This window comes from Pseudokordiimonas caeni, from assembly GCF_026719705.1.
Taxonomy (GTDB): Bacteria; Pseudomonadota; Alphaproteobacteria; order Sphingomonadales; family Kordiimonadaceae; genus Gimibacter; species Gimibacter caeni.
Map to the genome: position 1 here is coordinate 404,320 of NZ_JAPPRR010000002.1, position 22,977 is coordinate 427,296.

Annotated in this window: 28 protein-coding genes; 18 read left to right on the forward strand and 10 right to left on the reverse strand. The window is 62.3% G+C overall.

What is annotated here, in order from left to right:
* Positions 1–13 precede the first annotated feature (13 nt).
* The 7 genes from murJ to OU694_RS10595 all read left to right on the forward strand — a co-directional run bounded on the left by murJ (position 14) and on the right by OU694_RS10595 (position 5,126).
* Positions 14–1,573, forward strand: a complete 1,560-nt coding sequence (gene murJ / locus OU694_RS10565; RefSeq protein WP_308910970.1) for a murein biosynthesis integral membrane protein MurJ — start codon at positions 14–16, stop codon at positions 1,571–1,573.
* A gap of 79 nt (positions 1,574–1,652) precedes the next feature.
* On the forward strand, positions 1,653–2,681 hold the full coding sequence (trpS, locus tag OU694_RS10570; protein WP_308910971.1) for a tryptophan--tRNA ligase: 1,029 nt from the start codon (positions 1,653–1,655) through the stop codon (positions 2,679–2,681).
* A 136-nt stretch (positions 2,682–2,817) separates the two neighbouring features.
* Complete coding sequence (locus OU694_RS10575) at positions 2,818–3,441, forward strand: DUF4136 domain-containing protein (RefSeq protein ID WP_308910972.1); 624 nt, start codon at positions 2,818–2,820, stop codon at positions 3,439–3,441.
* Between the two features lie 156 nt (positions 3,442–3,597).
* The gene (locus OU694_RS10580) at positions 3,598–4,218 is read left to right on the forward strand and encodes a hypothetical protein (RefSeq protein ID WP_308910973.1); all 621 of its coding nucleotides are present in this window, start codon (positions 3,598–3,600) and stop codon (positions 4,216–4,218) included.
* Positions 4,219–4,233: 15 nt separating this feature from the next.
* A complete protein-coding gene (locus tag OU694_RS10585) occupies positions 4,234–4,545 on the forward strand; it encodes a winged helix-turn-helix domain-containing protein (protein ID WP_308910974.1) in 312 nt (103 codons plus the stop codon).
* Positions 4,546–4,636: 91 nt separating this feature from the next.
* Complete coding sequence (locus tag OU694_RS10590) at positions 4,637–4,993, forward strand: DUF2306 domain-containing protein (protein ID WP_308910975.1); 357 nt, start codon at positions 4,637–4,639, stop codon at positions 4,991–4,993.
* Entirely contained in the window at positions 4,959–5,126 is a 168-nt protein-coding gene (locus OU694_RS10595; protein ID WP_308910976.1) for a hypothetical protein, read from the forward strand. Before OU694_RS10590 ends, OU694_RS10595 begins: the two co-directional genes overlap by 35 nt.
* On the opposite strand, the gene OU694_RS10600 is transcribed toward OU694_RS10595, so the two are convergent.
* The gene (locus tag OU694_RS10600) at positions 5,123–6,022 is read right to left on the reverse strand and encodes an MBL fold metallo-hydrolase (protein WP_308910977.1); all 900 of its coding nucleotides are present in this window, start codon (positions 6,020–6,022) and stop codon (positions 5,123–5,125) included. The genes OU694_RS10595 and OU694_RS10600 overlap by 4 nt on opposite strands.
* Positions 6,023–6,161: 139 nt before the next feature.
* Between OU694_RS10600 and OU694_RS10605 the strand changes: the two genes are divergently transcribed.
* The 3 genes from OU694_RS10605 to OU694_RS10615 are packed head-to-tail and all read left to right on the forward strand — an operon-like array spanning position 6,162 to position 9,803.
* On the forward strand, positions 6,162–7,385 hold the full coding sequence (locus OU694_RS10605) for a D-alanine--D-alanine ligase (protein WP_308910978.1): 1,224 nt from the start codon (positions 6,162–6,164) through the stop codon (positions 7,383–7,385).
* A gap of 10 nt (positions 7,386–7,395) precedes the next feature.
* Positions 7,396–8,184, forward strand: coding sequence for an alpha/beta fold hydrolase (locus tag OU694_RS10610; RefSeq protein WP_308910979.1), 789 nt, complete (start codon positions 7,396–7,398; stop codon positions 8,182–8,184).
* A complete protein-coding gene (locus tag OU694_RS10615) occupies positions 8,181–9,803 on the forward strand; it encodes a Mur ligase family protein (RefSeq protein WP_308910980.1) in 1,623 nt (540 codons plus the stop codon). The genes OU694_RS10610 and OU694_RS10615 overlap by 4 nt, the downstream gene beginning before the upstream one ends.
* Positions 9,804–9,815: 12 nt before the next feature.
* Here OU694_RS10615 and OU694_RS10620 read toward each other — a convergent pair whose 3' ends face one another.
* A complete protein-coding gene (locus OU694_RS10620; RefSeq protein WP_308910981.1) occupies positions 9,816–10,604 on the reverse strand; it encodes a tetratricopeptide repeat protein in 789 nt (262 codons plus the stop codon).
* An 85-nt stretch (positions 10,605–10,689) separates the two neighbouring features.
* Between OU694_RS10620 and OU694_RS10625 the strand changes: the two genes are divergently transcribed.
* On the forward strand, positions 10,690–11,571 hold the full coding sequence (locus OU694_RS10625) for an SDR family oxidoreductase (RefSeq protein ID WP_308910982.1): 882 nt from the start codon (positions 10,690–10,692) through the stop codon (positions 11,569–11,571).
* Here OU694_RS10625 and OU694_RS10630 read toward each other — a convergent pair.
* The 3 genes from OU694_RS10630 to OU694_RS10640 all read right to left on the reverse strand — a co-directional run bounded on the left by OU694_RS10630 (position 11,568) and on the right by OU694_RS10640 (position 13,918).
* Positions 11,568–12,257 (reverse strand): hypothetical protein, encoded by a 690-nt coding sequence (locus tag OU694_RS10630; protein WP_308910983.1) that lies wholly within the window; start codon positions 12,255–12,257, stop codon positions 11,568–11,570. The genes OU694_RS10625 and OU694_RS10630 overlap by 4 nt on opposite strands.
* A gap of 41 nt (positions 12,258–12,298) precedes the next feature.
* Complete coding sequence (locus OU694_RS10635; protein WP_308910984.1) at positions 12,299–12,826, reverse strand: universal stress protein; 528 nt, start codon at positions 12,824–12,826, stop codon at positions 12,299–12,301.
* Positions 12,827–12,892: 66 nt separating this feature from the next.
* A complete protein-coding gene (locus OU694_RS10640; RefSeq protein WP_308910985.1) occupies positions 12,893–13,918 on the reverse strand; it encodes a DUF2333 family protein in 1,026 nt (341 codons plus the stop codon).
* Between the two features lie 129 nt (positions 13,919–14,047).
* Here OU694_RS10640 and OU694_RS10645 point away from each other — a divergent pair, with 129 nt between their 5' ends.
* The 3 genes from OU694_RS10645 to OU694_RS10655 are packed head-to-tail and all read left to right on the forward strand — an operon-like array spanning position 14,048 to position 15,871.
* Complete coding sequence (locus OU694_RS10645) at positions 14,048–14,395, forward strand: hypothetical protein (RefSeq protein ID WP_308910986.1); 348 nt, start codon at positions 14,048–14,050, stop codon at positions 14,393–14,395.
* A gap of 52 nt (positions 14,396–14,447) precedes the next feature.
* The gene (locus OU694_RS10650) at positions 14,448–14,807 is read left to right on the forward strand and encodes a DUF952 domain-containing protein (RefSeq protein ID WP_308910987.1); all 360 of its coding nucleotides are present in this window, start codon (positions 14,448–14,450) and stop codon (positions 14,805–14,807) included.
* Positions 14,807–15,871, forward strand: coding sequence for a quinone-dependent dihydroorotate dehydrogenase (locus OU694_RS10655; RefSeq protein WP_308910988.1), 1,065 nt, complete (start codon positions 14,807–14,809; stop codon positions 15,869–15,871). Before OU694_RS10650 ends, OU694_RS10655 begins: the two co-directional genes overlap by 1 nt.
* An 11-nt stretch (positions 15,872–15,882) precedes the next feature.
* Here the strand turns inward: OU694_RS10655 and OU694_RS10660 are convergent, their stop codons facing one another.
* Entirely contained in the window at positions 15,883–16,779 is an 897-nt protein-coding gene (locus tag OU694_RS10660; RefSeq protein WP_308910989.1) for a putative metalloprotease CJM1_0395 family protein, read from the reverse strand.
* 205 nt (positions 16,780–16,984) lie between these two features.
* On the opposite strand from OU694_RS10660, the gene OU694_RS10665 reads away from it, so the two are divergent.
* Together OU694_RS10665 and OU694_RS10670 are read left to right on the forward strand one after the other, a co-directional pair.
* Complete coding sequence (locus OU694_RS10665) at positions 16,985–17,587, forward strand: sigma-70 family RNA polymerase sigma factor (RefSeq protein WP_308910990.1); 603 nt, start codon at positions 16,985–16,987, stop codon at positions 17,585–17,587.
* The gene (locus OU694_RS10670; RefSeq protein WP_308910991.1) at positions 17,580–18,242 is read left to right on the forward strand and encodes a ChrR family anti-sigma-E factor; all 663 of its coding nucleotides are present in this window, start codon (positions 17,580–17,582) and stop codon (positions 18,240–18,242) included. The genes OU694_RS10665 and OU694_RS10670 overlap by 8 nt, the downstream gene beginning before the upstream one ends.
* 4 nt (positions 18,243–18,246) lie before the next feature.
* On the opposite strand, the gene OU694_RS10675 is transcribed toward OU694_RS10670, so the two are convergent.
* From OU694_RS10675 to OU694_RS10685, 3 genes are read right to left on the reverse strand one after another with little or no spacing between them, the layout of a single operon-like run.
* Positions 18,247–18,804 (reverse strand): periplasmic heavy metal sensor, encoded by a 558-nt coding sequence (locus OU694_RS10675; RefSeq protein ID WP_308910992.1) that lies wholly within the window; start codon positions 18,802–18,804, stop codon positions 18,247–18,249.
* Entirely contained in the window at positions 18,801–19,169 is a 369-nt protein-coding gene (locus tag OU694_RS10680; protein WP_308910993.1) for a hypothetical protein, read from the reverse strand. The genes OU694_RS10675 and OU694_RS10680 overlap by 4 nt, the downstream gene beginning before the upstream one ends.
* Positions 19,166–19,747, reverse strand: coding sequence for a sigma-70 family RNA polymerase sigma factor (locus tag OU694_RS10685; protein ID WP_308910994.1), 582 nt, complete (start codon positions 19,745–19,747; stop codon positions 19,166–19,168). The genes OU694_RS10680 and OU694_RS10685 overlap by 4 nt, the downstream gene beginning before the upstream one ends.
* 233 nt (positions 19,748–19,980) lie before the next feature.
* Here OU694_RS10685 and OU694_RS10690 point away from each other — a divergent pair, with 233 nt between their 5' ends.
* On the forward strand, positions 19,981–21,282 hold the full coding sequence (locus OU694_RS10690; protein ID WP_308910995.1) for a UDP-glucose dehydrogenase family protein: 1,302 nt from the start codon (positions 19,981–19,983) through the stop codon (positions 21,280–21,282).
* Entirely contained in the window at positions 21,227–22,627 is a 1,401-nt protein-coding gene (locus OU694_RS10695; RefSeq protein WP_308910996.1) for an MATE family efflux transporter, read from the forward strand. The genes OU694_RS10690 and OU694_RS10695 overlap by 56 nt, the downstream gene beginning before the upstream one ends.
* On the opposite strand, the gene arsC is transcribed toward OU694_RS10695, so the two are convergent.
* Positions 22,617–22,970: an arsenate reductase (glutaredoxin) gene (gene arsC / locus OU694_RS10700; RefSeq protein WP_308910997.1), complete on the reverse strand. Its 354-nt coding sequence runs from the start codon at positions 22,968–22,970 to the stop codon at positions 22,617–22,619. The genes OU694_RS10695 and arsC overlap by 11 nt on opposite strands.
* Positions 22,971–22,977 lie beyond the last annotated feature (7 nt).

Consider the following 22,977-nt stretch of genomic DNA (forward strand, 5'->3'; position numbering starts at 1 on the left):
TGAGAAACCGTCCATGAGCATCGCCAGCCGCATTTCCAAGGTCGGGGGCCTGACCCTCGTCTCCCGTCTGTTCGGCTTCATCCGTGACATGCTGATGGCGCGCTATCTGGGTGCAGGGATGGCGGCCGACGCCTTCTTCATCGCCTTCAAGCTGCCCAACTTTTTCAGACGACTTTTTGCCGAAGGCGCCTTTTCAGCCGGCTTCGTACCGCTCTTCTCCCGCCTTCTCGGCAAGGACGTGACGCCTGAAAGCCATGCCGCCGCCGAAGCCTTTGCGGGCCGGGTGCTGTCCGTCCTCTTGCCCGTCCTCTTCGTCTTTCTTCTCATCATGGAAGCCGCGATGGTGCCGGTGATGCTGGGGCTGACGGGCGGGTTCGAAGGCGACGCGGAGAAATTCGCGCTGACGGTGGAGCTTGGCCGGCTGGCCTTCCCCTACCTGATGCTCGTTTCGCTCGTCTCGATGCTCGCGGGCATGCTCAATGCGTTCGACCGCTACGCGGCGGCGGCCTTCGTGCCCACACTCCTCAATTTCTTCATGATCGGCGCGCTCCTCACCGCCCCCGAGGGCGAGGCAATGGCGCGGTGGCTGGCGGTGGCCGTATCGCTTTCCGGTCTCGCGCAGTTCATCTGGCTTTTCGTGGCCGCAAAGCGCGCCGGCATCCATCTGAAGCTTTCGATGCCGAAACTCAGCCCCGATGTACGGGAGCTTCTGAAAGTGGTTGGCCCCGCTGCCATCGGCGCAGGTGTCATGCAGCTCAATCTCCTGATCGACCTCGCCCTTGCCGCCCGTTTCCTGCCCGAAGGTTCGGTATCCTGGCTTTTCTATGCCGACCGGCTGAACCAGCTGCCGCTTGGCGTGATCGGTGTGGCTGTCGGCACCGTGTTGCTGCCATCGATTTCCCGACTTCTGGGTTCGGGTGACGTGGCGGGTGCCAACGCACAAACGAACCGCGCCATCGAATTCGCGCTGACGCTCACTCTGCCCGCCGCCGTGGCGCTCATCATGGTGGCGCCCGAAATCATCGCCACACTTTTCGAGCGGGAAGCCTTCACGACGAACGACACAGCGATGACAGCCACCGCCCTTGCCGTTTTCGCGGCAGGCCTGCCTGCCTTCGTGCTGGGAAAAACGCTGACCCCCGGCTATTTCGCGCGCAAGGATACCCGCACACCGGTGCGTTTCGCCATCGTCGCCGTTGTTGCCAACACAGCCTTGAGCCTTCTTCTCATCCCGCATATCGCCCATGTGGGGCTCGCCGCCGCCTCGACGCTTTCCTCATGGCTCAATGTCGCCATGCTCTATTGGGGCCTCCACACCCGCGGCCATCTGATGATCGAACGGGTGACGCTGGTGCGCACGGCAAAAGCGCTCGCCGCCGCCATCCTGATGGGCACAGTGCTCGCGGGCCTCAGCCACCTGATGGCCGACACCTTCCGGGCGGACGGGCTGGAGCGGATCGGCGCACTGGCCCTTCTCGTGATCGCCGGGCTTGTCGTCTATTTCAGCCTTGCGGTCCTCACCGGCGCCATCCGCATGGTGGACTTCCGCCGCATCATCAAGCGCGGCGCTTGACCGGCCCTCACGCGCTTGCCATAAGCCATTTCGAGCAATCCGCTCCTGATCTGAGCCCGTCCACAGGGAGAAACCAATCGTGACCGACACTCAGCCCGCAACCCGCACCTTCCCGAACCGCGTCTTTTCCGGCGCGCAGCCAAGCGGCAACATGCATCTTGGCAATTATCTCGGTGCTTTCCGCAACTGGGTGAAGCTGCAGGACAGCTTCGAATGCATCTACTGCGTGGTGGATATGCATGCGATCACGGTGTGGCAGGACCCCGCCGATCTGGTGGCGCAGACGCGCGAAGCCGCTGCCGCCTATATCGCGGCCGGCGTGAACCCTGAAAAATCCATCCTTTTCAACCAGAGCCAGGTTTCGGGCCATGCCGAGCTTGCGTGGATTTTCAACTGCGTGTCGCGCCTTGGCTGGCTCAACCGTATGACCCAGTTCAAGGACAAGGCCGGCAAGAACCGCGAGAATGCCTCCACCGGGCTTTATGTCTATCCGAACCTGATGGCGGCGGACATCCTCCTGTATCAGGCAACCCACGTGCCGGTGGGCGAAGACCAGAAGCAGCATCTGGAACTGACCCGCGACATTGCCCAGAAGTTCAACAATGACTTCGGGGTCGAGATGTTCCCGCTGACCGAGCCGATCATTCAGGAAGAAGGCGCGCGGATCATGAGCCTGCGCGACGGTTCGGCCAAGATGTCGAAATCCGATCCTTCGGAATATAGCCGCATCAACCTGAATGACGACGCAGACGCCATCGCCCTGAAGATCCGCAAGGCGAAGACAGACCCCGAGCCCCTGCCGGCCCTTGCCAAGGATCTGGAAGGCCGCCCGGAAGCGCTGAACCTTGTCGGCATCTATGCAGCCCTCACCGACCGCACCCGCGACAGTGTCTGCACCGAGTTCGAGGGTCAGGGCTTTGCCGAGTTCAAGAAGGCGCTGACAGACGTGGCGGTCAGCAAACTGTCGCCCATCACCGGGGAAATGCGCCGCCTGATCGCTGCGCCCGACCATATCGATGCGGTGCTACGGCAAGGGGCCGAGCGCGCGGCCGCCATCGCTGCGCCCATTCTCAAAGATGTGAAAAAGGCGGTCGGCTTCATCGGCTGACCGCTGTTTTCCTTGTTCAGCGCGCGTTCAGCGTACCTGGCATAGATTCAGATCAAAGAATGCCCCGAACAGGCACGCTAGACTCGGGCGCAATGGCCCTATACGCTCGGGCCTGATGCCCCTCAACGAGGATGACATGATGTTGAAGCAACTGAAAACGCTGGTGATCGTGGCTGCTGCCGGTTTCGCAGCCGCCTGTACGCCAATGTTCCGTAGTGACGTATCGACCTTCCACTCGAATTTTGCGCCGTCCGGCCAGACCATCGCGCTGACGCCGATGAACCCGGACCGCCGCGACAGCCTTGAGTTTCGCCAGTATGCCAATGCGATCGGCCTGCAGCTCGGGCGTTATGGCTTCCGGCAGGCGGGCGAAGCCGAGCCCGACCTGATTGCCGGTTTTGACATCACGATCAACGACGGTCGCGAAAAGATCGAGACCTACCCCTCGGCCGGGCGCTCTTCCTTCTGGTACAGCCGGCACTATTGGGGCTTCTGGGGGCCGTATGACCCCTTCTTCGACGCCCGTTTCCACGACGAACTGCGCGCCACGACCGTTTACCGGGTGGAGCTTCGCGTGGAGCTGCGCAAGAAAGACGGCACGATGCTCTATGAAGGCCGCGCCGAAACCGAGACGCGCTCGAACAACCTGCCGAAGATCGTACCGCTTCTGGCCGAGGCCCTGTTTCAGGAATTCCCCGGCCCGAACGGACAGACGCGCCATGTGAAGCTGGACCTGACGGACCGCAACGATCTCGACTGACCAGCCTAACACCATACAAGCCTTTGAGAAGCCCTGCCCTTTCCGGCGGGGCTTTTTCTTGTCGGAAAGCTGGTATCGGGCGGCTTACCAATTTTGTTGACAGCTTGTCGATTCAGTGTACTTTGTATTTCAAAGTTCTTTGCATGGAGATTCAATATGACTGACGAGTTTGATGTCGACGATGGGAACCGGGTCGCAAACCCGGCTGGCGATCTCGCGCTCATTCGCGCGATGATGGATGCCGGTCGCCGCCGCGCCGGAATCGACGGCGCCCATATGATCATCTGGGGCGCCATTCTCGGGATTGCCTTTCTCGTTCAATATGCGTCGGCTGTCGGACGCCTGCCGGAACTATTCATCGAGATCTGGATGCCTGCCTTCCTGATCGGCTTTCCCCTGTCCTTCTGGATCGGCCGACGCACATCGTGCGAAGCCGAGCGCAACAATATCGCACTTGCCGCCTATGGCACCGTCTGGCTCGCCATCGGCGTGGTAATGACACTGTATCTGATCGGTGGTGTTTCGAGCGGCCAATTCGATGGAGGGACCGCCACACTGCTTGCCTGCAGCCTGTTCGGCACCGCCTACTTTGTGGTCGCGAAGGTCACCCGGCTTTCCTGGATGTATGCCTGTGCGGCCGGCTGGTGGCTCTTTTTCTTCCAGGTGACGATGCTGCCGAATATCGATTCCGAAATCCTGCTGCAGATGGCCGGCGCCTGCTTCCTTCTCGTGCTGCTTCCCGGCCTCGTGCTTCGGCGCATGGCTGGCAAGGCATAGTCGGGCCAGACGAATATGAGCGGGTTCGACCACAAGAAGCTTGATGAAGTCATCCACGGCCGGGTGCGGCTTGCGGTGATGTCCTACCTGATGACGGCCAGAAGCGCCGACTTCACCGAGCTCAAATCTGCCCTTGAGGTGTCGGACGGAAACCTTTCCACCCACCTCAAGAAGCTGGAGGACGCGGGCTTTGTCCTCCAGCAAAAAGGGTTCGCCGGGCGCAAACCGCAAACGACGGTACGCCTGACCGAAGCCGGGGATGCCGCTTTCCGGCGGTATCTCGAAGAAATCGCCGCCATGCTCGGCACCGGCCGGGCCGGCGAGTGAGACGATAAAAAAAGACTATACGACAGACGACAGCAACCGACCCACCAGAGCCGAAAAACGGCCCGGGTCACGACCAGCGAGGAGAAACCCGATGTCCCCTTTTGCCATCCTGCATGTGAGTGCCGTGTTCGTTTCTTACGCGTCCGCCATCGGCATTGCCTTCGCCCCTATTGGCAGCCGCAGTCACAAGCTTTGGGGCCGCGCCTATGCCGGTGGCATGCTGACAACGGCCCTCTCGGGCTTCGGCATGTATAATTTCGGCGGCCCGTCGATGTTTCACATCTTTTCCATCGTCACCATCACCGGCATCACGCTGGGGCTCAGGTCGATCTGGAAATTCTCAAAAAACGCGGGACAAGAAGTATCTGGCCGGCCACTATTTCCACATGGCCTACAGCTTCATGGGGCTGAATATGGCAGCCGCCGGCCAGACGCTACGGCTTTATGATTTCGGCAGCTTCGACGCCTATCTCATCGCGATGGGCATCACCTTCACGCTGATCGGCTTCGCCGCGCGGGCGCTGATCCGGGGCTGGTTCCGCGCCCGGATCGCACCGCGCTTTGGTATCAGGCTCGCTTAAAGGCTGTTGTAAACGAACCCGATGAACATGCCCGGCCAGGCCTCGTTGTCCGTCTGCCACTTGGCGGGCATATCGGCAAGGGGCTTGGCCGCCACGATCGCCTCAAGGCTTTCGCCTTTTTTCTTCAGTGCTTCAACCCGGCTGCGCGCCTCGATCAGCATGTCGCGATATTCCGTCAGGCCGGCCTTGTCGGTGAGCGGGCCATGGCCCGGGATGATCACCGTCTTGTCGTCGGCAATCCGCAGGGCTTTCTCCGCTGCCGCGATGATGCCATTGATCGAACCGCCGCCATCAACATCGATGAAGGGGAAGCGGTTGTTGAAGAAGGTGTCGCCCATGTGAAGCGCATTGGAGCCCCGGAACCAGATGATGCTGTCGCCGTCCGTATGGGCGTTTTTCACATGGATGGCGCGGGCTTCCTCACCGTTGAAATGCAGGCTCAGCTCACTGTCGAAGGTAATTACCGGCAAGGCACCCGAAGGCGCAGGCGGATTCTTCATGTTGAAGGCCTTGACGAACGACCCGGCTGCCAGCCGCACCCGCACATTATCATGCGCCACGATCACGCTGCCGCCGGTGCCGAAATTCTCGTTCCCGCCCGTGTGGTCGCCGTGATAGTGCGTGTTGATGACATAGCGGATCGGCTGGTCGCTGATCCCCTTCACCGCCGCGCGAATCTTGGGCGTCAGCGGAGCATACTGGTCATCGATGATGAAGACGCCGTCAGCGCCCGATGATACCCCGATATTGCCGCCCGCCCCGAACAGCACATGGATATTGCCGGCGGCTTTTTCGGCCGTCACTTCAACCTTGTCGAAATCCTGCGCCACAGCGGGCAGTGCTATCGTCAGCGCGGCCAGTGCCCCGGCTGCGAGCAAATTTGTTGGTCGTTTCATTCCTGTCCTCCCTCTATTGCTTGTTTGGTCGGCATCCTGCCATGCTTTTGCCCACATATGTTTTCACTTTGCCGGGAGCGGCAAATAGGGCTAAACCTGAGCCGAATTCCGACTGTTACGATACCAAGGGGATAGTTACGTGGACAAGCAGGTGATCGCGGTGATCTTCGGGGGCCGCAGTGTGGAGCATGATGTGAGCGTGCTCTCCGGCCTCCAGTTCCTCGAAGCGCTTGATCCCGGCCGCTATGAGGGTTTGCCTGTCTATGTGGATGCCCTCGGCCAGTGGTGGACGGGTGCGGCCCTCCTGAAGCGCAGCCGTTATCCGCTCACCGAAAAGGCCCCGAAGGATCTGACGCCCGTCCAGCTTGATCTCGCCACCCCGGCAAATGGTCGCCCGCAGCTCGTCGGCACGCAGAAGGGCCTTCTGGGTGAAAAGCGGATCACGCTGGCCTTCGACCTGATGGTACCGGCGATCCATGGATCGAACGGCGAGGATGGTACCCTTTCCGGCCTTCTGGATTTCGCCGGGGTGCCCTATGCCGGCTGCCGCACGCTGGGTGCTGCCGCCACCATGGACAAGGCCTTTGCCAAGCGCACGGCGCGGGCGGCGGGCCTCAAGGTCCTGCCGGAACTCGTGGTCAGACGCCCGAAGGCCGGCACCTTCCTCGATACGAACCAGCTGATGAAGGATCTCGAGGCCGCCACCGGCCCCATCGCCTTCCCCTATATCGTAAAACCCAATAACCTCGGCTCATCGGTCGGTGTTTCGAAGGCCAAGGACGCGGACGGACTTGTGGCCGCGCTCATGAGTGCCTTCCGGCTGGATAGCGAAGTGATCGTCGAGCCGTTTGTCGCCAACCTCACCGAATATAACGTTGCCGTCCGCCGTGACGCCGATGGCACCATCCTTACCTCGGCGATCGAAGAACCGATGCGCGACGCCGACCTGCTGGACTTCAAGAACAAGTATCTGGCCGGCGGCACACCAGGCGGCGCCAAGCTCGACACGGGCCCGAGTGAAGGGATGGCGAGCCTCAACCGCACGCTCAACCCGCCGAGCCTGTCGGCCACTGAGGACGCCTTCATCCGCGAAACGGCCAGTGCCATCTTTGATATCCTGTCGCTTGCGGGGTCGGTACGGATCGATTTCCTGTGCAACCGGGAAAGCGGTGATATTTGGCTGAATGAAGTGAACACTATCCCCGGCTCGTTCGGCTATTTCCTGTGGGAAGCGGCGGCGAAGCCCATCAGCTTCCTCGCGCTCACTGCCGCTATGATCGAGGAAGGCTTCCGCCTTTCCGCCGCGCGGCTCGGCAGCACGGACGGGGCATCCGTTGGCGCCGGTATCTTCGCGCGCGGATGAGCAACAAGGCATGAGCGGCACAGCACAGCCCCAACCCTGGCACCGGATGGAAATCGGCGAGGGCGGAAGCGGCCCCACCTTTGTCTGGCTGCATGGCTGGGGCCAGACTCTCGCCTCACTTGAACGCATCGCCCAGCTTTTCAAGGCAGATGGACGCCATATTCTGTTTGACCAGCCGGGCTTCGGCCAGACACCGCCGCCGCCCACCGGCGCGGGTTCGGCTGATTATGCCGACATGCTGGCCGCTGAACTGGCCCGCCTTGGCGTCGGCCCCTGCATCTTCGTCGGCCACAGTTTCGGGGCTCGGGTTTCAGTGCAGATGGCGGCGCGGCACCCCGCGCTTGTTTCGGCGATTGTGCTGGTGGCGGGTGCGGGGCTCCGGCGGCGCAAAACCTTCAAGGCGAAGGCGCGGTCCTTCGTCATCCGCCTTGTAGGCAATATCGCCCGACTTTCGGATGATATTCTGGGCACCGCCTTACGCGAGCGCCACCGGGACCGGTTCGGCAGTCCAGACTATAAGAAGGCCGGTGTGTTGCGCCCGACGCTAGTCAGCGTCGTGAACGAAAACCTGATCGCCGAAGCGCGCGCCGCCCGCTGCCCCGCACTTCTCGTTTATGGCAGCGACGACACCGAGACACCGCCTCAAATCGGCCGCCGCTACGAAGCCGCCCTGCCGATAGCTCGCTATGTGGAGCTTGCGGGTTTCGGGCACCTCGATATCCTGTCACGCGGCGCCTGGCAGGTGGAAGCCGCGATGCGTGCTTTCCTTAACGACCTCAGGAAAGGAGACAGCCTGTGACAACCGGTTTTATCGCAAGCCTGATCCTTTTCGCACTGACGCTTTCCTTCGCACACCTGCGCGGGCTCGCGCTCATGAAATTCTTCCAGCAGGAGGAATATGACGGTCGTCGCTTCCTCGGCTGGTTTCGCCACGCCCGCGCCTTCGACTGCGCCGCCAGCCTCTGGTGGCTGGCAGCCGTGGTCATTGCCATTGCCGGCTACCGCGCGCCCGGTGTGGTACTCACGCTGATCGGCTTCGGGCACGGTATCCTTCTTTCGCGTCGCGCAAGCCGGGACGCCAAGAAGGCGCTGGTGATGACCGAGCGGGTGAAGCGCATCCATCTCGTGTATCTTTGCCTCGCGGGACTGCTTGCCGCCTACATCGGCCATGACCTTTCGAAAAGCGAGGACGAGGCCTTTCTCAACGCAAGCTATGAAGGGCTTCTCCTGATCCCCTTCGTGCAATTGCTGCCTCTTCTTATTGTGCTGGCCAACTTTCTGCTTTCGCCTTTCGAAGCAAGGGTGAAGGCCCGTTTCCGCGCCGAAGCTGTCGAGAAATTCAACCGGCTGGCCCCGAAGGTGATCGCCATCACCGGCTCGTTCGGGAAAACCTCCACGAAGCATATCTTGCATCATATCCTGTCGGCTGCCGCGCCCACGCTTTCGACACCGGGCAGCGTGAATACTGACATGGGCATCACCCGCGTGATCCGCGAAAGCCTGACGCCCGAGCATGGCTTTTTCATCGTCGAGATGGGCGCTTACGGCCCCGGCTCCATCGCCCGCCTGTGCAAGCTGACACCACCAGACGTGGGCCTCATCACCGCGGTTGGTGCTGCGCACTATGAACGCTTCAAATCGCTCGAGACTGTCGCCAAGGCAAAGTTCGAACTGGCCGAGGCTACCTTCAGGCGCGGCGGGCCTGTCATCGTGAATGCTGGTGGCATCGCGCCCGAACTGCTGGCTGAACGGATGCAGGCCGTGCAGGGCGACTATCGCCTGCTTGGCGAAGGCGGTGCGCTGGTGCTTGAGAAAAGCGAGATGACCGCCGACGGGCTTGTCCTCAGCTTGCGTGAAGGCGAGGCGACCGAGACGCTGACAGTGCCGCTCTGGGGCCATCATCAGGCAGGCAATGTGGCACTTGCCGCCCTCACCGCCCGCGCACTTGGCCTGCCCTGGAGCGCGATTCGCGGGGCGCTTGCCACCATGGGCCAGATCCGCCACCGGCTGGAGGTGACCAAGGCACCGGGCCAGCCGACCATTGTGAACGACGCCTACAACAGCAATCCTGTGGGCTTCAAGGCAGCGCTCGAAACACTCGATGTGCTGAAGGCCGAGGGCGGCAAGCGCATTCTGGTGACACCGGGCATGGTGGAGCTGGGCGCGCGGCATGACGAGGATCATTTTGAGCTTGGCAAGGCGGCGGCGACGCACGCCGATATCGTTGCCGTGGTCACGCCCGACCGCATCCCGACCTTCGTGCAAGGGCTGAAGGCCGCCGGCACGGCTGTCGAGATCCGCGAATTCGCCAAACAGGACGAAGCCGAGGCCTATGTGCGCGGCATCGTGAAGGCGGGCGACGTGGTGCTTTTTGAAAACAACCTGCCGGACCTTTACGAAGCGAAAGTCCGGTTCTGAGGGCCGCGCCCCTTACTTCTTCTTGAGGTCGATCCGTTCAAGGTTGCGCTGTGCGGCAAGCGCCGCACCTGAATCCGGCGCCATCTGCGCGACCTTGAGCCATGCGCTGCGGGCGGCTGCGGTATCACCCTCGGCATCCTTCAGGTTGCCAAGTTCGAGCCAGTAGGCCGGATCGGCCTCCCGGTCAGCCGCGATCTTTTCAAGCAACTGTTCCGCCTCCGCCAGCCGTTCGGTTTGGCGCGCCGCTGACGCCAGCAGCAAGAGCGCCGATGTATCGCCGGGATCCGTTACCGTCACACGCTTGAGGTCGGTGTAAGCCAGATCAAAATCGCCGTCCGCCGCCGCAATCCGCGCGCGGTCAGTGAGCGCCTGACGCTCCACCTTGGTGCCGCGCGGGGCCAGGCTCAGGGCCTGATCGATTGCCGCTTCAGCGCGGGTGATCTCGTCCGCCATCAGCCAGGCATTTGCCGCCTGCGTCCAGATAGAGGCCAGCATCAGGGACGTTCCCACCACGCGCTTGCCATCCTTCAGCGGCATGTCGCGGCCATACCGCATGTCTTCAGCGATAAGCTCAAGCCGGGCAGCACTTTCGGCATACTCACCGATATTGAAAAGCCCGACGGCCTCGCAGTGGCGCGCGGGTGCGCCGCCGCCCTCGCCCCGCCAGACAAGCGCCTCGTTAATCCCCTTGTCGGGCGAGCGGGAGGCGGTCATCAGGCAATTGCCGTAGCGTTCTTCCGCCGCCGTCATATCGTCGGCCGCACGGCCCACCTGCAGCGCGACGAGCGGGCTGGCGGTCATCAGAAGCCATGTTATGGTGCGCAGTCTTTTCATGCCCCAATGAGTGGCGCGATGCTGTGACAATTTCAAGGCAAAAGGTTTCCCCATGACACGTCTTTCTACCCGGCTTCTGGTTATCGGCCCCGGCTTCACCGGTGGCGCCATACTGAAGGCCGCGCGCGCCGCCGGGCATCAGGTGATGGCCAGCTGGCGCAATCCTGTTGTGCGGGACGACCTTGAAAAGGCCGACATTGAAACGCTTGACCTTTCAGGCGATGCCCCGCTTGCCCCTGATACGCTTGAAGGGGTCACTCACCTTCTCGTCAGCGTGCCGCCGGGGCCTTCGGGCGATCCGGTGCTGTCGCGCCTGCAGGCGGCCCTTGCGGCTGCGAAGGGGCTTTCCTGGATCGGCTATCTTTCAAGCACCAATGTTTACGGCGATCATGGCGGCGACTGGGTGAGCGAGGATACGCCCGCGACACCGAGTCTCGAACGCGGCAAGCGCCGGGTGGTGGCGGAAGCGGCATGGCAGGCGGCAGGGGCTGCCACCGGTGCGCGCGTCGACATTTTCCGCCTTGCCGGTATCTATGGTCCCGGTCGCAATGCCGTGCGGTCGCTGATCGACGGCAAAGCCCGGCGGATCGTGAAGGAAGGCCAGGTTTTCAGCCGCATCCATGTGGCCGACATCGCCGCCGCCGTGCTGCTTGCCATGCAGATGGACAACCGGCCCGGCATGGTCTTCAACCTTGCAGACGATGACCCGATGCCTCCCGCTGATGTGATCAGCCTGGCGGCAGAAGCGCTGGGTGTCACCCCGCCGCCCCTTGAGGCTTTTGAGACAGCGGATATGAGCGAAATGGCGCGGAGCTTCTATCAGGAATCAAAGCGCGTTCGGAACGACAGGGTGAAAGAGGTGCTCGGTTTCACATTCCGCTATCCCTCGATCCGGGATGCCCTCCCGGACCTGATCCGGTCAGAGCAGCGCTAGCCGAAGAGCCATATGGCAAAGCCCGCCCATGATTCGGTTGGCCCCACAAGGAAAAAGGCGGCGTACCGGAGAGCCAGCACGAGCACCGCAACCTTCGTGATCGTATGTATGCGGCCAAGCTTGCCGCGATCATGAACAATCAGGGCCGCAAGCAGGCCAAAGTGCAAGGCAATCCCGATCAGTGGGTTGCCAAGCGTTCCCCCGAGCCGCCCGAATGCCGGGTCCATGATCATGACGGCCGCCAGAAGCATGAAATGCTTGTGGGCTTCCGCCTTGCGACGATTGAGGAAGGCGAGCGTGTAATAGGCCGCGAACAATATCCCGTCCATCAGCGGCAGAATGATGAAATGCTCCCGGCTGAGCATCGGAATATTGTTGTTGTAGGTGTGGAAGGTTTCCACCGTGACGAGGATACTGGTGGCAAGCATCACCCCCGCCAGAACCGGACTGAGGGCGCCGAGCCGCATATGAAGCGCGCGGTTGCCCGCTCCCACAAGGTGGGCCTGCAGGATGAACGCACAGATCCAGATGAAAAAGACCGCACCATGCAAAACGAGAACGGGACTCGTCGGTACACCGTTTTCAAACCGGTGCATCACATAGGGGCCGAAGCCCGCGAGAGCGAAGAAAAGCATCGCGATGCCCATGCGGGCATAGAAAGTCGAACCAAACCGTGCAGCGCCCATGGATCCCCCCATACTGCCGTTTCGAACGAACTGGATATATGTCAGGCCATCTCGTCGACCTGTTCGTATGTCATGTTGCCCGGCACCAGCATGACGGGACATTTCAGGCTGCCGGCTAGTTCATGCGCAAAATAATCGACAAGCGGGCCGGGGTTGCCGGCGGGCCCCGCGCCCAGCACGAGGCCGAAAATATCGGGCGTTTCGTCGATGAATTTCAGGAGCTGTTCCTTGGGCTCCCCTTCCACAATCCGGACTTCGGGCGTGATGCCGCAATAGGAATGCAGCCGTTCGGCCACTTCGTCCAACAGCACGCGGGCTTCCTCGTAGGCCTCCTCGCGCATGCGGTCGGCCACCGCCATCCAGTGCTGGAATTCGCCGGGGCGGATGCAGTGGAAAAGGATCAGTCCGCCCCCCGTGATATGCGCAGCGCGCGCGGCGGCAAAGCGGATCGCCACCTTGGATTCGGGTGAACCGTCAACCACCACAAGAAGCTTCCTGTAGCGCTTCTTGATCGGCCTGATGGGGCCGGAAATCTGCGGCCCGCCACTATCGATCGTGTCGGTCATCATGATCGTTCGAGAGTGACAGCGCCGGGCAAGGCTGGCAAGCCCCATTTGAATGACAAGCCTGAGCGCCTATTTCAGAAGGATATTCCCGATCTCGCGGAGCTGCGTACGGGCCCGCAGGAGATAGAAACCCTGCACCGCCAGATGGTTCGGCAGCAGGATGCCGTCCACATCACCGTTGAGGACAATCAGCGGATCCAGCGAAGCCGCGGCACGCAAGGACGCCAGAAGCGATGTATAAAGCGGCTGCACGTCGCGGCCGACGATCACCGACGCGAAGTCTTTCTCAAGTGCCGAAAGGATCAGCGTGTAGGCGTAAACCTGCCCCTTCACCTGATAGAAAAGGTCATCCGCACCCGTATCCGGCAGGATGCCGCCGCTTTCGGCGGTGATATAATCGTCAATCGCTGCCGACGAAGCGCCAAGGTCTAGGGTGATTCGGTCGAGGGTCGCGAGCAGATTGTCCGCCCGGCGTTCGAACACGGCACCCCCGTCGGCAAGCCGGTCGTTATAGGTGCGCAACTGGCGGGCGGCCTCGCGGAAATAGGAGTCAGACGGCGTGGTGGGCAACAGCGACGTCGAGAAATCGATGATCCAGCGTTCGGGCTCCTTCGAAAGGTTGCCGGCGGCTTTTTCAAGATCCACATCCACAGCGCTCGAGCCCCGTGTGCGGCCGATCTGGTCGCGCAGCTCGAACGTGAAGCGTGACAGCGCCCCCATGATGCCCTTCTGGAAAGACGGCGTGTTATCGAGCCATCCCCCCGGCAGGAAGAAGGGGTCGTTCGGCGTCCAGTTATGATCGATCGTTTCACGCTCCACGAGGCCCGCAACCAGTTCGACGGTCACCGAGGCATTCTCGGGCACGTCAGGCAGCGGCCGGAACTTGTCGTCGATCCGGTTCACGATCATCATGCCGATAAGGATATAGAGGAGAAAAACGCCGGGCACGGCAACAGCCACCATGCGCCAGGTGCGCGCACTGATGGTGGCACCCCAGGTGAGCGCCCAGGTCCAGAGCGTGCGAATACCTCGCCACAGAAGTGCCACGAAGGCCTTCAGTTTTTCAAGGACCCACCGCCAAAGTTCGCCTGCCATCGACCTTTCTCCCTGATATGGTTACATTGTTGGAACTGCAGGGCAGAATTGCAAGGACTTAGCGACCGTTCAGGCCGCGTTCAGCCATGCAGGCCAAGGATAGTGCCAATTTGATGCAGAAAGACGCGCATGAAAGCGATACTCGCCTTGTTCCTCGCCGCCGGTCCGGCCGCTGCCGCTGCCGCCGAAGAAAATCTGGCCCCCGGCCCCGCGTGTGTGGTGGCTGAGCGGATCAGCGATTACAAGATCGAAAGCGACACCCGTGTGCGCCTCTCGATCAGCGAGGGCGACGACATATATATGATGCTGAAGGACGCCTGTCCGCAGCTGAAGTTTCACGGCTATATGAGCTATACACCGCTCAACGGACGCCTGTGCGCCGGGCGCGACGATATCATGAGCCGGGCGGGCGTGACCTGCCGGATCGCCTCTTTCTACCTGACCCACCCGAAGGAGCCTGCGCCCGGCAGCCGCTGAGCCTTTCACGCCGCCTCTTGCGCGAAAGCCCTGCGGCCCTTATGGAGTCCGCATGGAACCAGCGATTTACAAGATACTGCGCGCCGACGAATGGCAGGCGCTGATGGCGGATGGCACCTTCAATGGGGCGCCCGTCGATCTGGCGGACGGCTATGTGCATCTTTCAACAGCCGCACAGGTGCGCGAGACCGCCGCCCGGCACTTTGCGGGTGAGGCTGGCCTGATGCTTGTTGCCATCGACCCGGAGACAGCGCCCGAAGGCGCGCTCCGCTGCGAGCCGTCGCGTGGTGGTGACCTGTTCCCGCACCTATATGCGCCGCTCACAACCGACATGATCGAAAGCGCATGGCCCCTGTCCATGGGTGCAGATGGGGGCCATGATTTCTGGATGCTTGAAGCGGAGAGTGAGTGATGGACCTTTTTTCGATTGCCCGTCCGATCCTTCATGCAATGGATCCCGAGCGCGCCCATAACCTGACGATCCTTGGCCTGCGCACCGGCCTTCTGCCGGAAGTTGCCGGTGAGGATGATCCGATCCTGAAAACCCGCGTGTTCGGCATTGATTTTCCGAACCCTGTGGGCCTTGCCGCCGGGTTTGACAAGAATGCCGAAGTGATCGAGCCGATGCTCGGGCAGGGCTTCGGGTTTGTCGAGGCGGGTTCGGTGACGCCGAAGCCGCAGGCAGGCAACGCCAGGCCGCGGCTTTTCCGCCTCACGGAAGACCGCGCGGTGATCAATCGCTTCGGCTTCAACAACAAGGGAATCGATGCCTTCCGTGCCCGGCTTGAAGCCCGTCGTGGGCGCAGAGGCGTGGTCGGAGCCAACGTTGGCGCCAACAAGGATGCCGCTGATCGCACAGCAGATTATGTGACAGGCGTCGAGGCCCTTTACGGCCTCGCTGATTATTTCACGGTGAATATTTCGAGCCCCAACACACCGGGCCTACGCGCCCTGCAATCGCGCGCGAGCCTTGAAGACCTGATCGGCCGGGTGCTTGCCGCCCGTGCGGCAAAGGTGGCCACCGGTGCGGCCCGCGCCCCGATCCTTGTGAAGATCGCGCCGGACCTGACGGAAGAAGATGTCGCCGATATCGCAGCTGTCGCCCTGGCGAGCGAGATTGACGGCCTGATCGTTTCAAACACCACAATCGTGAGGCCCGAAAGCCTGAAGTCCGCCCACAGAGCAGAGGTTGGCGGGCTTTCCGGCGTACCCCTGATGGCGCCGTCCACCCGCATGCTGGCGAAGGTTTACAAGGCGACCGATAGCAAGGTGCCGCTTGTCGGGGTCGGCGGGATCGCATCCGGGGCCGATGCCTATGCCAAGATCCGGGCCGGCGCCTCGCTCGTGCAGCTTTATTCGGCGCTCGCCTATGAAGGCACGGGGCTGGTCGCGAAGATCAAGGCGGACCTCGCCGCACTCCTCAAGGCTGGTGGTTTCAGGGATGTGGCTTCAGCCGTCGGCGCCGACCACCGCTGAGGCATGCCTTTTCAGGCAAAAAGATTGATCAGGTTAGCAGCCTGCGGGGCCAGGAAGCCGCCTCCGCCGCCAATCGTTGGCGTCAATGCAGCGGGGCCTGCCGGGCCGGGACCACTGACGGGAGCCGACGAGGCATCGCCTGTTGGCACCGCTGCACCCGGTGAAAGCCCTGCTTCCGGCAACGTGCCCGCATCGTCAGCCTCCCCGTCCACAGCTTCCCCGCGCGTTTGCGGTTTGGCGCTTTCGGCAACCGCCTTTGCCTCTTCCTTCTTCTCGGCCTGTTCCCGGGCTGCTGCTTCTGCTGCAACTTTTTCCTCTTCGCGCTGCTGGCCTTCGGCTTCGCGGATTGTTGCAGCGGCAGCGGCAGCGACCGACCGGTCCTGCCCCGAGGGACGCGCCGGGGCCAAGGCCGCCGACCGCACAACTTCCATCTTGGCGATCGTCGCCCGCGGATCGCCCGGCACCGTGCTTGTGTCGATCTGCACTTGCCCGCCAACCGCATACTGGCGACCATCCGGCCCGCGCACATAATCAAAAGTCGCGGCACCCGCATAACCGGCACCCGCTGCCTGGTGCGCCGCTTCATGGGCGCGGACCTCGCGGTCGCGTGCTGCAAGCCGGGCGACTTTCGCCTTTTCTTCGTCCGAAAGCTGGTTGGGAAACCGCGTGCTGGTGCCTGCCGGGCGGCTGTCCGACACGCCGGATTCGATCACCTGCACGGCAACCCCGCTTGCCCGGCTCTGGCTGATCGGGGCGCCGCTGCGGCCTTCCTGCGCGCGTGCAGACCCGTCGCCTGAAGCCGGGGTTTCCGGCGCAGCCGAGGATCGGGAAGCAGGCGCGGCCACGTCTGGGCGTCTGAAGCCCGGCGGCGGCGCGCCCGTTGTCGGCAGGATCGCGCTCGTCGTCATGGGCCGAGTTTACCATTGTTCCGGCCTTTCTGAAACGCTGATACGCGGGGCCACTGATCCGGTTCTCGCGAGGGTGCGTAAGAGGAGGAAACCGGAGCCTGTTGCCATGTCAGCCCTTGCGCTTGCCGAGACTGTCCGAACCGCTCCTTCCGTGCTATGCCGGAGGGAGCCTCGCGATTCTCTACGGGGCACAAGGGGATGGCGGATGGGTACCGGCCGCACGCAGGCGGAAAAAGATACAAAGGCGAATGCAATCGCGCATGCAGCGCTGATTGCCCGCATTGCCACTGCCGGCGACCGCACGGCTTTTGCCGAGCTTTTTGCCTGGTATGGCCCGCGCCTGAAGGCATTTGCACTGAAAGGCGGGCTTGAGGACAGTGCGGCCGACGATCTGGTGCAGGATGTGATGCTGACCGTCTGGCGCAAGGCGGGCCTCTTCGACCCGGCCAAGGCGGCAGCTTCCACCTGGATCTTCACGATCCTGCGGAACCGGCGGATCGATCTGCTGCGGCGGGCAGGCCTGCCGACGCAAGATATGGAGATGGCAGAAAGGATCGCGGCGGATGGCGACGATCCGGAGGAAGCAACTTCGGGCGAGCAGCTCGCTGCCCTGGTGAAGGACCGGATGAAAAGCCTTTCGCCCGAACAGGCGGAAGTCATCCACAAGGCCTTTTTTGAAGACAAGTCCCACAGCGATGTCGCCGCAGAGCTTGGCCTGCCGCTTGGGACCGTGAAATCGAGGATACGTCTGGCGCTTGCGCACCTGCGGGGCCGGATCGAGAAGGAAATCGAGGTAAGCGATGCCTGACCGGGACATGCTGGCCACACTCATGACAGATCATATGGCGGGCGCCCTGCCGCCGCCCCTGATGCTGTTTGCCGACAGCCTGATTGAAATCAACGGTGATGCCCGGCGCACGCACCGAAGCCTGATGGCGGCGGGCGGCACACTGATCGACGATATTGTCCCCGCCCATCTGGCGCCGGACATGCTTGACCGGCTGCTGGACAAGCTGGACGACATGCCGTCAGATGAGGAAGCAGCCGCGCAGCCGGAAGATACCGGCAGTGACAGCGACCGTGACCTGCCCGCCGCTTTGCGGGCGAGCCTCCCCGGCCCTGTCGCGAGCCTCAAATGGAAACGTATCGGCGGTGGTGTGCGCGAATATCCGCTGGCCGCCGGCGTGCCTGGTTACAAGATCAGTCTTCTTGATATTCCGCCAGGTCAGACGATCCCGGTGCATACCCACCGGGGCCGCGAATATACGCTGGTGCTGCGGGGCTCCTACACCGATACCTACGGCGACATGAACACCGGTGATTTCATCTGCACGACCGAGGCGGACACGCACAATCCGGTCGCCGATGCGACAACCGGATGCCTCTGCCTCGCCGTTCTTGACGCGCCCCTCAAATTCAAGGGACCGTTCGGCTGGCTGATCAATCCCTTCCTGAAGGTATAGGGGCTCAGTCTTCCGGCGGGCCGTCCTCGGGGTCCGGCCCCGGTTCTTCGCCGGGCGGCGGGGGCGGCATGTCGTCACGGTCCGGGCCGTCCCTGAATTTCATTTTCCGCGACATGTGCTGACGGCTGAAAAGGGCGTCGGCTAGCGCTGCACGTGTGGGCTGGTCAAGCGTCGGCAGCACTTTCAGAAGGGCTTCCCGCATCGGGCCGTGCAGCGCCCGCATGGCTTCGTCATGCCGGGTCAGCGCCGCCTCGAATGCAGCAACATCGAACGTATCGGCACTGAGCAGCGCCTTCAGTGCACGCTGGTCCTCGCGAAACGCCTTGAAGTTTTCCCGCATCATCGTTCGGTTCTCGCGCAGCGCGCCTTTCAGTTCATCACGGGCCTCTTCGGGCAGCAGTTTGTGAATGGCCCGAAGGTTGAACTCGACCGGCCCCATCGGCGGGCGGTCGTCATGATGCTTCCGCGGCAGACCGCGACCGATGGTATGGCCGAGCGCGAACACATTGAGCGCCAGCGACAGGCCAAGAACCACAAACAGGATCTTCATGTTACGAGTCATAAGGTGCCGTCCTCAAAAAGGTCGATATCGGTGCCTGCGATCAGGCTCGTGGAAAGATCAAGGTCGGTGACCTGCTCAGGCCCCGAAAGCCCCGCGTCATAGCCAACGAGAAGACCAAGGCAAAGGGCCACGGCAAGCGCCCCGCCCTCGGCCAGAATCCAGGGCCGGGGGAAGGCAGCGAAAAGTCCGCCAAGGAAAGACCGGCTGGCCGCTGCCGCCGGAGCATGACCCTGCGGATGTTCGCTCGGAATGCGGTGCAGCCTTGCCATGAAGGCGGCGAGGGCCGTGTCGTCATCCCGCACCGGAACGCCGCCTGCAGCTTTCAGGAGTTCAGCCAATTTCGCGTCCTCCATATCCTTCATCATGCCGTCCTTTCTTGGCCGCCTTGCGACCATTCCTCCATCAGGGCCTTCAGTGACTTGCGCGCCCGCACAAGGAGCGACTCGAAAGCCTTGACATGGATCTCCATCACGTCGGCCGCTTCCTGATTGGTCAGCTCCTCGAAATAGGTGAGGACAACCGCCGTCTGCTGCCGTTCGGGAAGCGTTGCGACCGCGTCCCTTATTCTTTGCCGCTCGCTCGCATCCGCCATCAGATCTTCGGCGTTCATCGCGTCGTCCGGCGCGTCGTAATCTTCGGGCAGGGCATCCGGTTTGCGGCGCCGCGCCTCGTCAAGGCAGCGGTTGACCACCATCCGGTATAGCCAGGTGCCGAACTTCGCTTTGCCGGCGTCGAACTGCCCGGCCCTTGTCCAGACCTTCACGAACACGTCCTGCACCATGTCCTCGGCAAGCGCCATGTCGCGCGTCATGCGGAAGGCAAGCGCCCGGCATTTCACCGCCCAGCGGTCCACAAGAACCGCATAGGCAGCCGGCGAGCCCGCCGCCACTTCGGCGATCAGGCGATCATCGCTTGCGTCCGCAAACGCGGGCCTTTGCCCCATGCGCGCAATCCTTCCATCCACTCACCGGCGGTACCGCTCCGGAGACGATACCACCCCGACGTCACACCTGTTACGGGCATGATTTCACATACCCTTCGCAATTTGTGCCATTTTTCCGTCATCTGCAGACGCTATCACCCGGCGCATCGCTTGAAACCGGGCCAAGAGTATGGCTATGGTGCGAAAAATTGCGCGCCCCGGCAATCGGGTCCGCCAGACCATAAGGAAACGCCATGAAAATTGCGGTGATCGGTACGGGTTATGTCGGCCTTGTTTCTGGTACCTGTTTTTCCGAATTCGGCCATGAGGTCGTCTGCGTCGACAAGGACGTAAAGAAGATCGAGAACCTCAAGAAAGGCATCATCCCGATTTTCGAGCCCGGCCTCGATACCATGGTGATCCGGAACGCCGAAGCGGGCCGGCTCGGTTTCACCACCGATCTCGCCGAAGCCATGGATGGTGCGGCCGCCGTTTTCATTGCCGTGGGTACGCCAAGCCGCCGCGGCGACGGCCATGCCGACCTTTCCTATGTGATGGCCGCGGTCGATGAAATCGCCGCGCTGATCAAAAGCTATACGGTTGTGGTGACCAAATCGACCGTGCCTGTAGGCACCGGCCGCGAGATCAAGGCACGCCTGTCGGCCAAACTTTCCACCGACATGTTCGATGTGGCAAGCAATCCCGAGTTCCTGCGTGAAGGCGCGGCGATCGAGGATTTCATGCGGCCTGACCGTGTTGTTTGCGGCGTCGAGAACGAACGCGCCCAGGGCGTGCTGAAAGAACTTTATCGTCCGCTTTTCCTCAATGAAACGCCGGTCATTTTCACCAGCCGCGAAACGGCCGAAGTGGTGAAATACGCGGCCAACGCTTTCCTCGCCACCAAGATCAGCTTCATCAACGAAATGGCCGACCTTTGCGAGCGCGTCGGTGCCGACGTGCAGGAAGTGGCCAAGGGCATCGGCCTCGACAAGCGGATCGGTTCGAAATTCCTGCATGCAGGCCCCGGCTACGGCGGCAGCTGCTTCCCGAAAGACACCCGCGCCCTTGTGCGCTCGGCCGATGATGCGGGCGTTGACCTGAAGATCGTGCGGGCGGTGGTTGAGGTGAACGAGGAACGCAAGCGCGCCATGGCCGCAAAGGTGATCGCCGGCTGCGGCGGATCGGTTGCCGGCAAGAAGATTGCGGTCCTTGGCCTCACCTTCAAGCCAAACACCGACGACATGCGCGAAAGCCCGTCGCTTGATATCCTGCCCGCCCTTCAAAAAGCCGGCGCTGAAATCCATGCGTTTGACCCAAAGGGCATGGAAGAAGCCAAGCATCTGCTGCCGGGCGTGCATTTCGCAAATGATCCTTACGAGGCCATGACCGGGGCAGACGCGCTTGTGATCGTAACCGAATGGAACCAGTTCCGCGCGCTCGACCTAGGCCGCGTGAAGGACCTGATGAAGTCGCCAGTGATGATTGACCTGCGCAACATCTATGGCCGCGCTGATCTGGCGAGCCACGGCTTCCATTATACGGGCGTCGGCCGCTGAAGTGACGGATAGCGGCCGCGACAGACCGGCGCGGCCGCACCTTCAGGTCTGGGCAATCGCCGGACCTTCCATCATTGCCGGATCGTCCGAGCCGATGGTGGCGCTGGTGGACGCGTGGGCAGTGGGGCACCTGCCCTCGCCTGTGTATCTGGCCGCCATCGCGGTGGGGGCCGGGCTTTTTTCCTACATGTTCTGGGCTTTCGGTTTCCTGCGCATGGGAACGACCGGCCTGATTGCACAGGCGACCGGGCGGCGGGACATGGGCGAGGCCGCCGCCATCTTTACCCGTGCCGTCACGCTGGGACTGGCCATCGGCCTCGTCATCGTGGCCACAGGCCCCGTCATCTTCCATCTGGGTCTTCTCGCCTATGCGCCGCCTGAAACGGTGGAAGCACCGCTCACGCGATATTTCGATATCCGGCTTTTTGGCGCCCCCTTCACCCTGATGCTGTATGCCGTGACCGGCTATCTGCTGGGCCGCGGGCAGGCCAGGCGCTCGCTTGTCGTGCAGCTGGTGCTCAATATCAGCAACGCAGCCCTGAACCTGATCCTTGTCGTCGGCCTCGATATGGGTGTGGCCGGGGTGGCGCTCGGCACGCTCATCGCCACACTGCTGGCATTCGGGTGCGGTGTCTATTTTGTGCGGCACGACTTTGATACCGGCGCACTGAAAGCGGCACTTCTGGACTCCGCCACCTGGGCTCCGCAGGCCATCGGCAAGCTTTTCTCCCTAAGCGGGCTGTTGCTGCTGCGCACGCTGATCCTGCTGACCAGCCTTCTGATCATCACCCGTCAGGCGGCAGCACTTGGCGAAGCGGCCCTTGCCGCAACGCAGATCATGAACACTTTCATGATGCTGATGAGCCTGGGGCTTGATGGCTTTGCCTTCGCGTCCGAAGCGCTTGCGGGTGCGGCGGCAGGCGCGCGGGACAGGAAGCTTTTTTCCTTCTGGGTCAGGACGGGTTTCCTGTGGTCGGCGATTGCGGCCCTTCTTTATGCGGGCTTCTATCTGGCTTTCGGCGACACAATTGTGGCCCTTCTGACCGACTTGCCGAGCGTGCGGGCGGCGATGGAGCCACTCATTCCCCTGCTCGCACTCATGCCGATCCTCGGCTTTGCAGCCTACCAGTTTGACGGCATCTATGTGGGGCTGACGGCGGCTGGCGGAATGCTCGCCACCATCATCGCGGGCGGGATCGTGTTCGCACTGAGCGTCGGGCCACTCAGCGACCGGTACGGCCTTGTCGGCCTGTGGGGTGCTTTCGGGCTGTTTCTGGTGGTGCGGGGGCTAGGGCAGGCGCTTCTCTATCCGCGCCTTGCCGCAAGGGTTGGCTCTAGAGGATAGATTTCACCGCTTCGGGTGGGCGGCCGATGGCGGCCTTGCCGTCGTGAAACACGATCGGGCGTTCGATCAGCTTCGGCGTTGCCGCCATCGCCTTCACAAGCGCTTTGCCGCCGGTGACCTCAGCCAGACCCTGCGCCTTGTATTCGTCTTCCTTGGTGCGCATCAGCGCGCGCGGCTCAATCCCGAGCATCGCCAGCACAGCTTCAAGCTCGGCTTCCGACGGCGCATCTTCAAGATAGAGCCGCACGGTCGGCGTCAGGCCCATGCTTTCGAGAAGGGCGAGCGTTTCCCGCGATTTGGAGCAGCGCGGATTGTGCCAGATGGTGACGGAACTTTCGGCCATGGGGCGG

Excerpts from the sequence above, each read along its gene's own strand:
- OU694_RS10620 (WP_308910981.1), bottom strand. The coding sequence starts at position 10,604 with ATGACCGCCAGCCCGCTCGTCGCGCTGCAGGTGGGCCGTGCGGCCGAC.
- OU694_RS10640 (WP_308910985.1), bottom strand. The coding sequence starts at position 13,918 with ATGGCAGGCGAACTTTGGCGGTGGGTCCTTGAAAAACTGAAGGCCTTC.
- OU694_RS10665 (WP_308910990.1), top strand. The coding sequence starts at position 16,985 with ATGGGTACCGGCCGCACGCAGGCGGAAAAAGATACAAAGGCGAATGCA.
- OU694_RS10625 (WP_308910982.1), top strand. The coding sequence starts at position 10,690 with ATGACACGTCTTTCTACCCGGCTTCTGGTTATCGGCCCCGGCTTCACC.
- OU694_RS10695 (WP_308910996.1), top strand. The coding sequence starts at position 21,227 with ATGGCCGCGCTGATCTGGCGAGCCACGGCTTCCATTATACGGGCGTCG.
- OU694_RS10645 (WP_308910986.1), top strand. The coding sequence starts at position 14,048 with ATGAAAGCGATACTCGCCTTGTTCCTCGCCGCCGGTCCGGCCGCTGCC.
- murJ (WP_308910970.1), top strand. The coding sequence starts at position 14 with ATGAGCATCGCCAGCCGCATTTCCAAGGTCGGGGGCCTGACCCTCGTC.
- OU694_RS10590 (WP_308910975.1), top strand. The coding sequence starts at position 4,637 with ATGTCCCCTTTTGCCATCCTGCATGTGAGTGCCGTGTTCGTTTCTTAC.
- OU694_RS10655 (WP_308910988.1), top strand. The coding sequence starts at position 14,807 with ATGGACCTTTTTTCGATTGCCCGTCCGATCCTTCATGCAATGGATCCC.
- OU694_RS10585 (WP_308910974.1), top strand. The coding sequence starts at position 4,234 with ATGAGCGGGTTCGACCACAAGAAGCTTGATGAAGTCATCCACGGCCGG.
- OU694_RS10630 (WP_308910983.1), bottom strand. The coding sequence starts at position 12,257 with ATGGGCGCTGCACGGTTTGGTTCGACTTTCTATGCCCGCATGGGCATC.
- OU694_RS10670 (WP_308910991.1), top strand. The coding sequence starts at position 17,580 with ATGCCTGACCGGGACATGCTGGCCACACTCATGACAGATCATATGGCG.
- OU694_RS10610 (WP_308910979.1), top strand. The coding sequence starts at position 7,396 with ATGAGCGGCACAGCACAGCCCCAACCCTGGCACCGGATGGAAATCGGC.
- arsC (WP_308910997.1), bottom strand. The coding sequence starts at position 22,970 with ATGGCCGAAAGTTCCGTCACCATCTGGCACAATCCGCGCTGCTCCAAA.
- OU694_RS10595 (WP_308910976.1), top strand. The coding sequence starts at position 4,959 with ATGGCAGCCGCCGGCCAGACGCTACGGCTTTATGATTTCGGCAGCTTC.
- OU694_RS10635 (WP_308910984.1), bottom strand. The coding sequence starts at position 12,826 with ATGATGACCGACACGATCGATAGTGGCGGGCCGCAGATTTCCGGCCCC.
- OU694_RS10575 (WP_308910972.1), top strand. The coding sequence starts at position 2,818 with ATGATGTTGAAGCAACTGAAAACGCTGGTGATCGTGGCTGCTGCCGGT.
- OU694_RS10690 (WP_308910995.1), top strand. The coding sequence starts at position 19,981 with ATGAAAATTGCGGTGATCGGTACGGGTTATGTCGGCCTTGTTTCTGGT.
- OU694_RS10680 (WP_308910993.1), bottom strand. The coding sequence starts at position 19,169 with ATGATGAAGGATATGGAGGACGCGAAATTGGCTGAACTCCTGAAAGCT.
- OU694_RS10600 (WP_308910977.1), bottom strand. The coding sequence starts at position 6,022 with ATGAAACGACCAACAAATTTGCTCGCAGCCGGGGCACTGGCCGCGCTG.
- OU694_RS10660 (WP_308910989.1), bottom strand. The coding sequence starts at position 16,779 with ATGACGACGAGCGCGATCCTGCCGACAACGGGCGCGCCGCCGCCGGGC.
- OU694_RS10650 (WP_308910987.1), top strand. The coding sequence starts at position 14,448 with ATGGAACCAGCGATTTACAAGATACTGCGCGCCGACGAATGGCAGGCG.
- OU694_RS10580 (WP_308910973.1), top strand. The coding sequence starts at position 3,598 with ATGACTGACGAGTTTGATGTCGACGATGGGAACCGGGTCGCAAACCCG.
- OU694_RS10685 (WP_308910994.1), bottom strand. The coding sequence starts at position 19,747 with ATGGGGCAAAGGCCCGCGTTTGCGGACGCAAGCGATGATCGCCTGATC.
- OU694_RS10675 (WP_308910992.1), bottom strand. The coding sequence starts at position 18,804 with ATGACTCGTAACATGAAGATCCTGTTTGTGGTTCTTGGCCTGTCGCTG.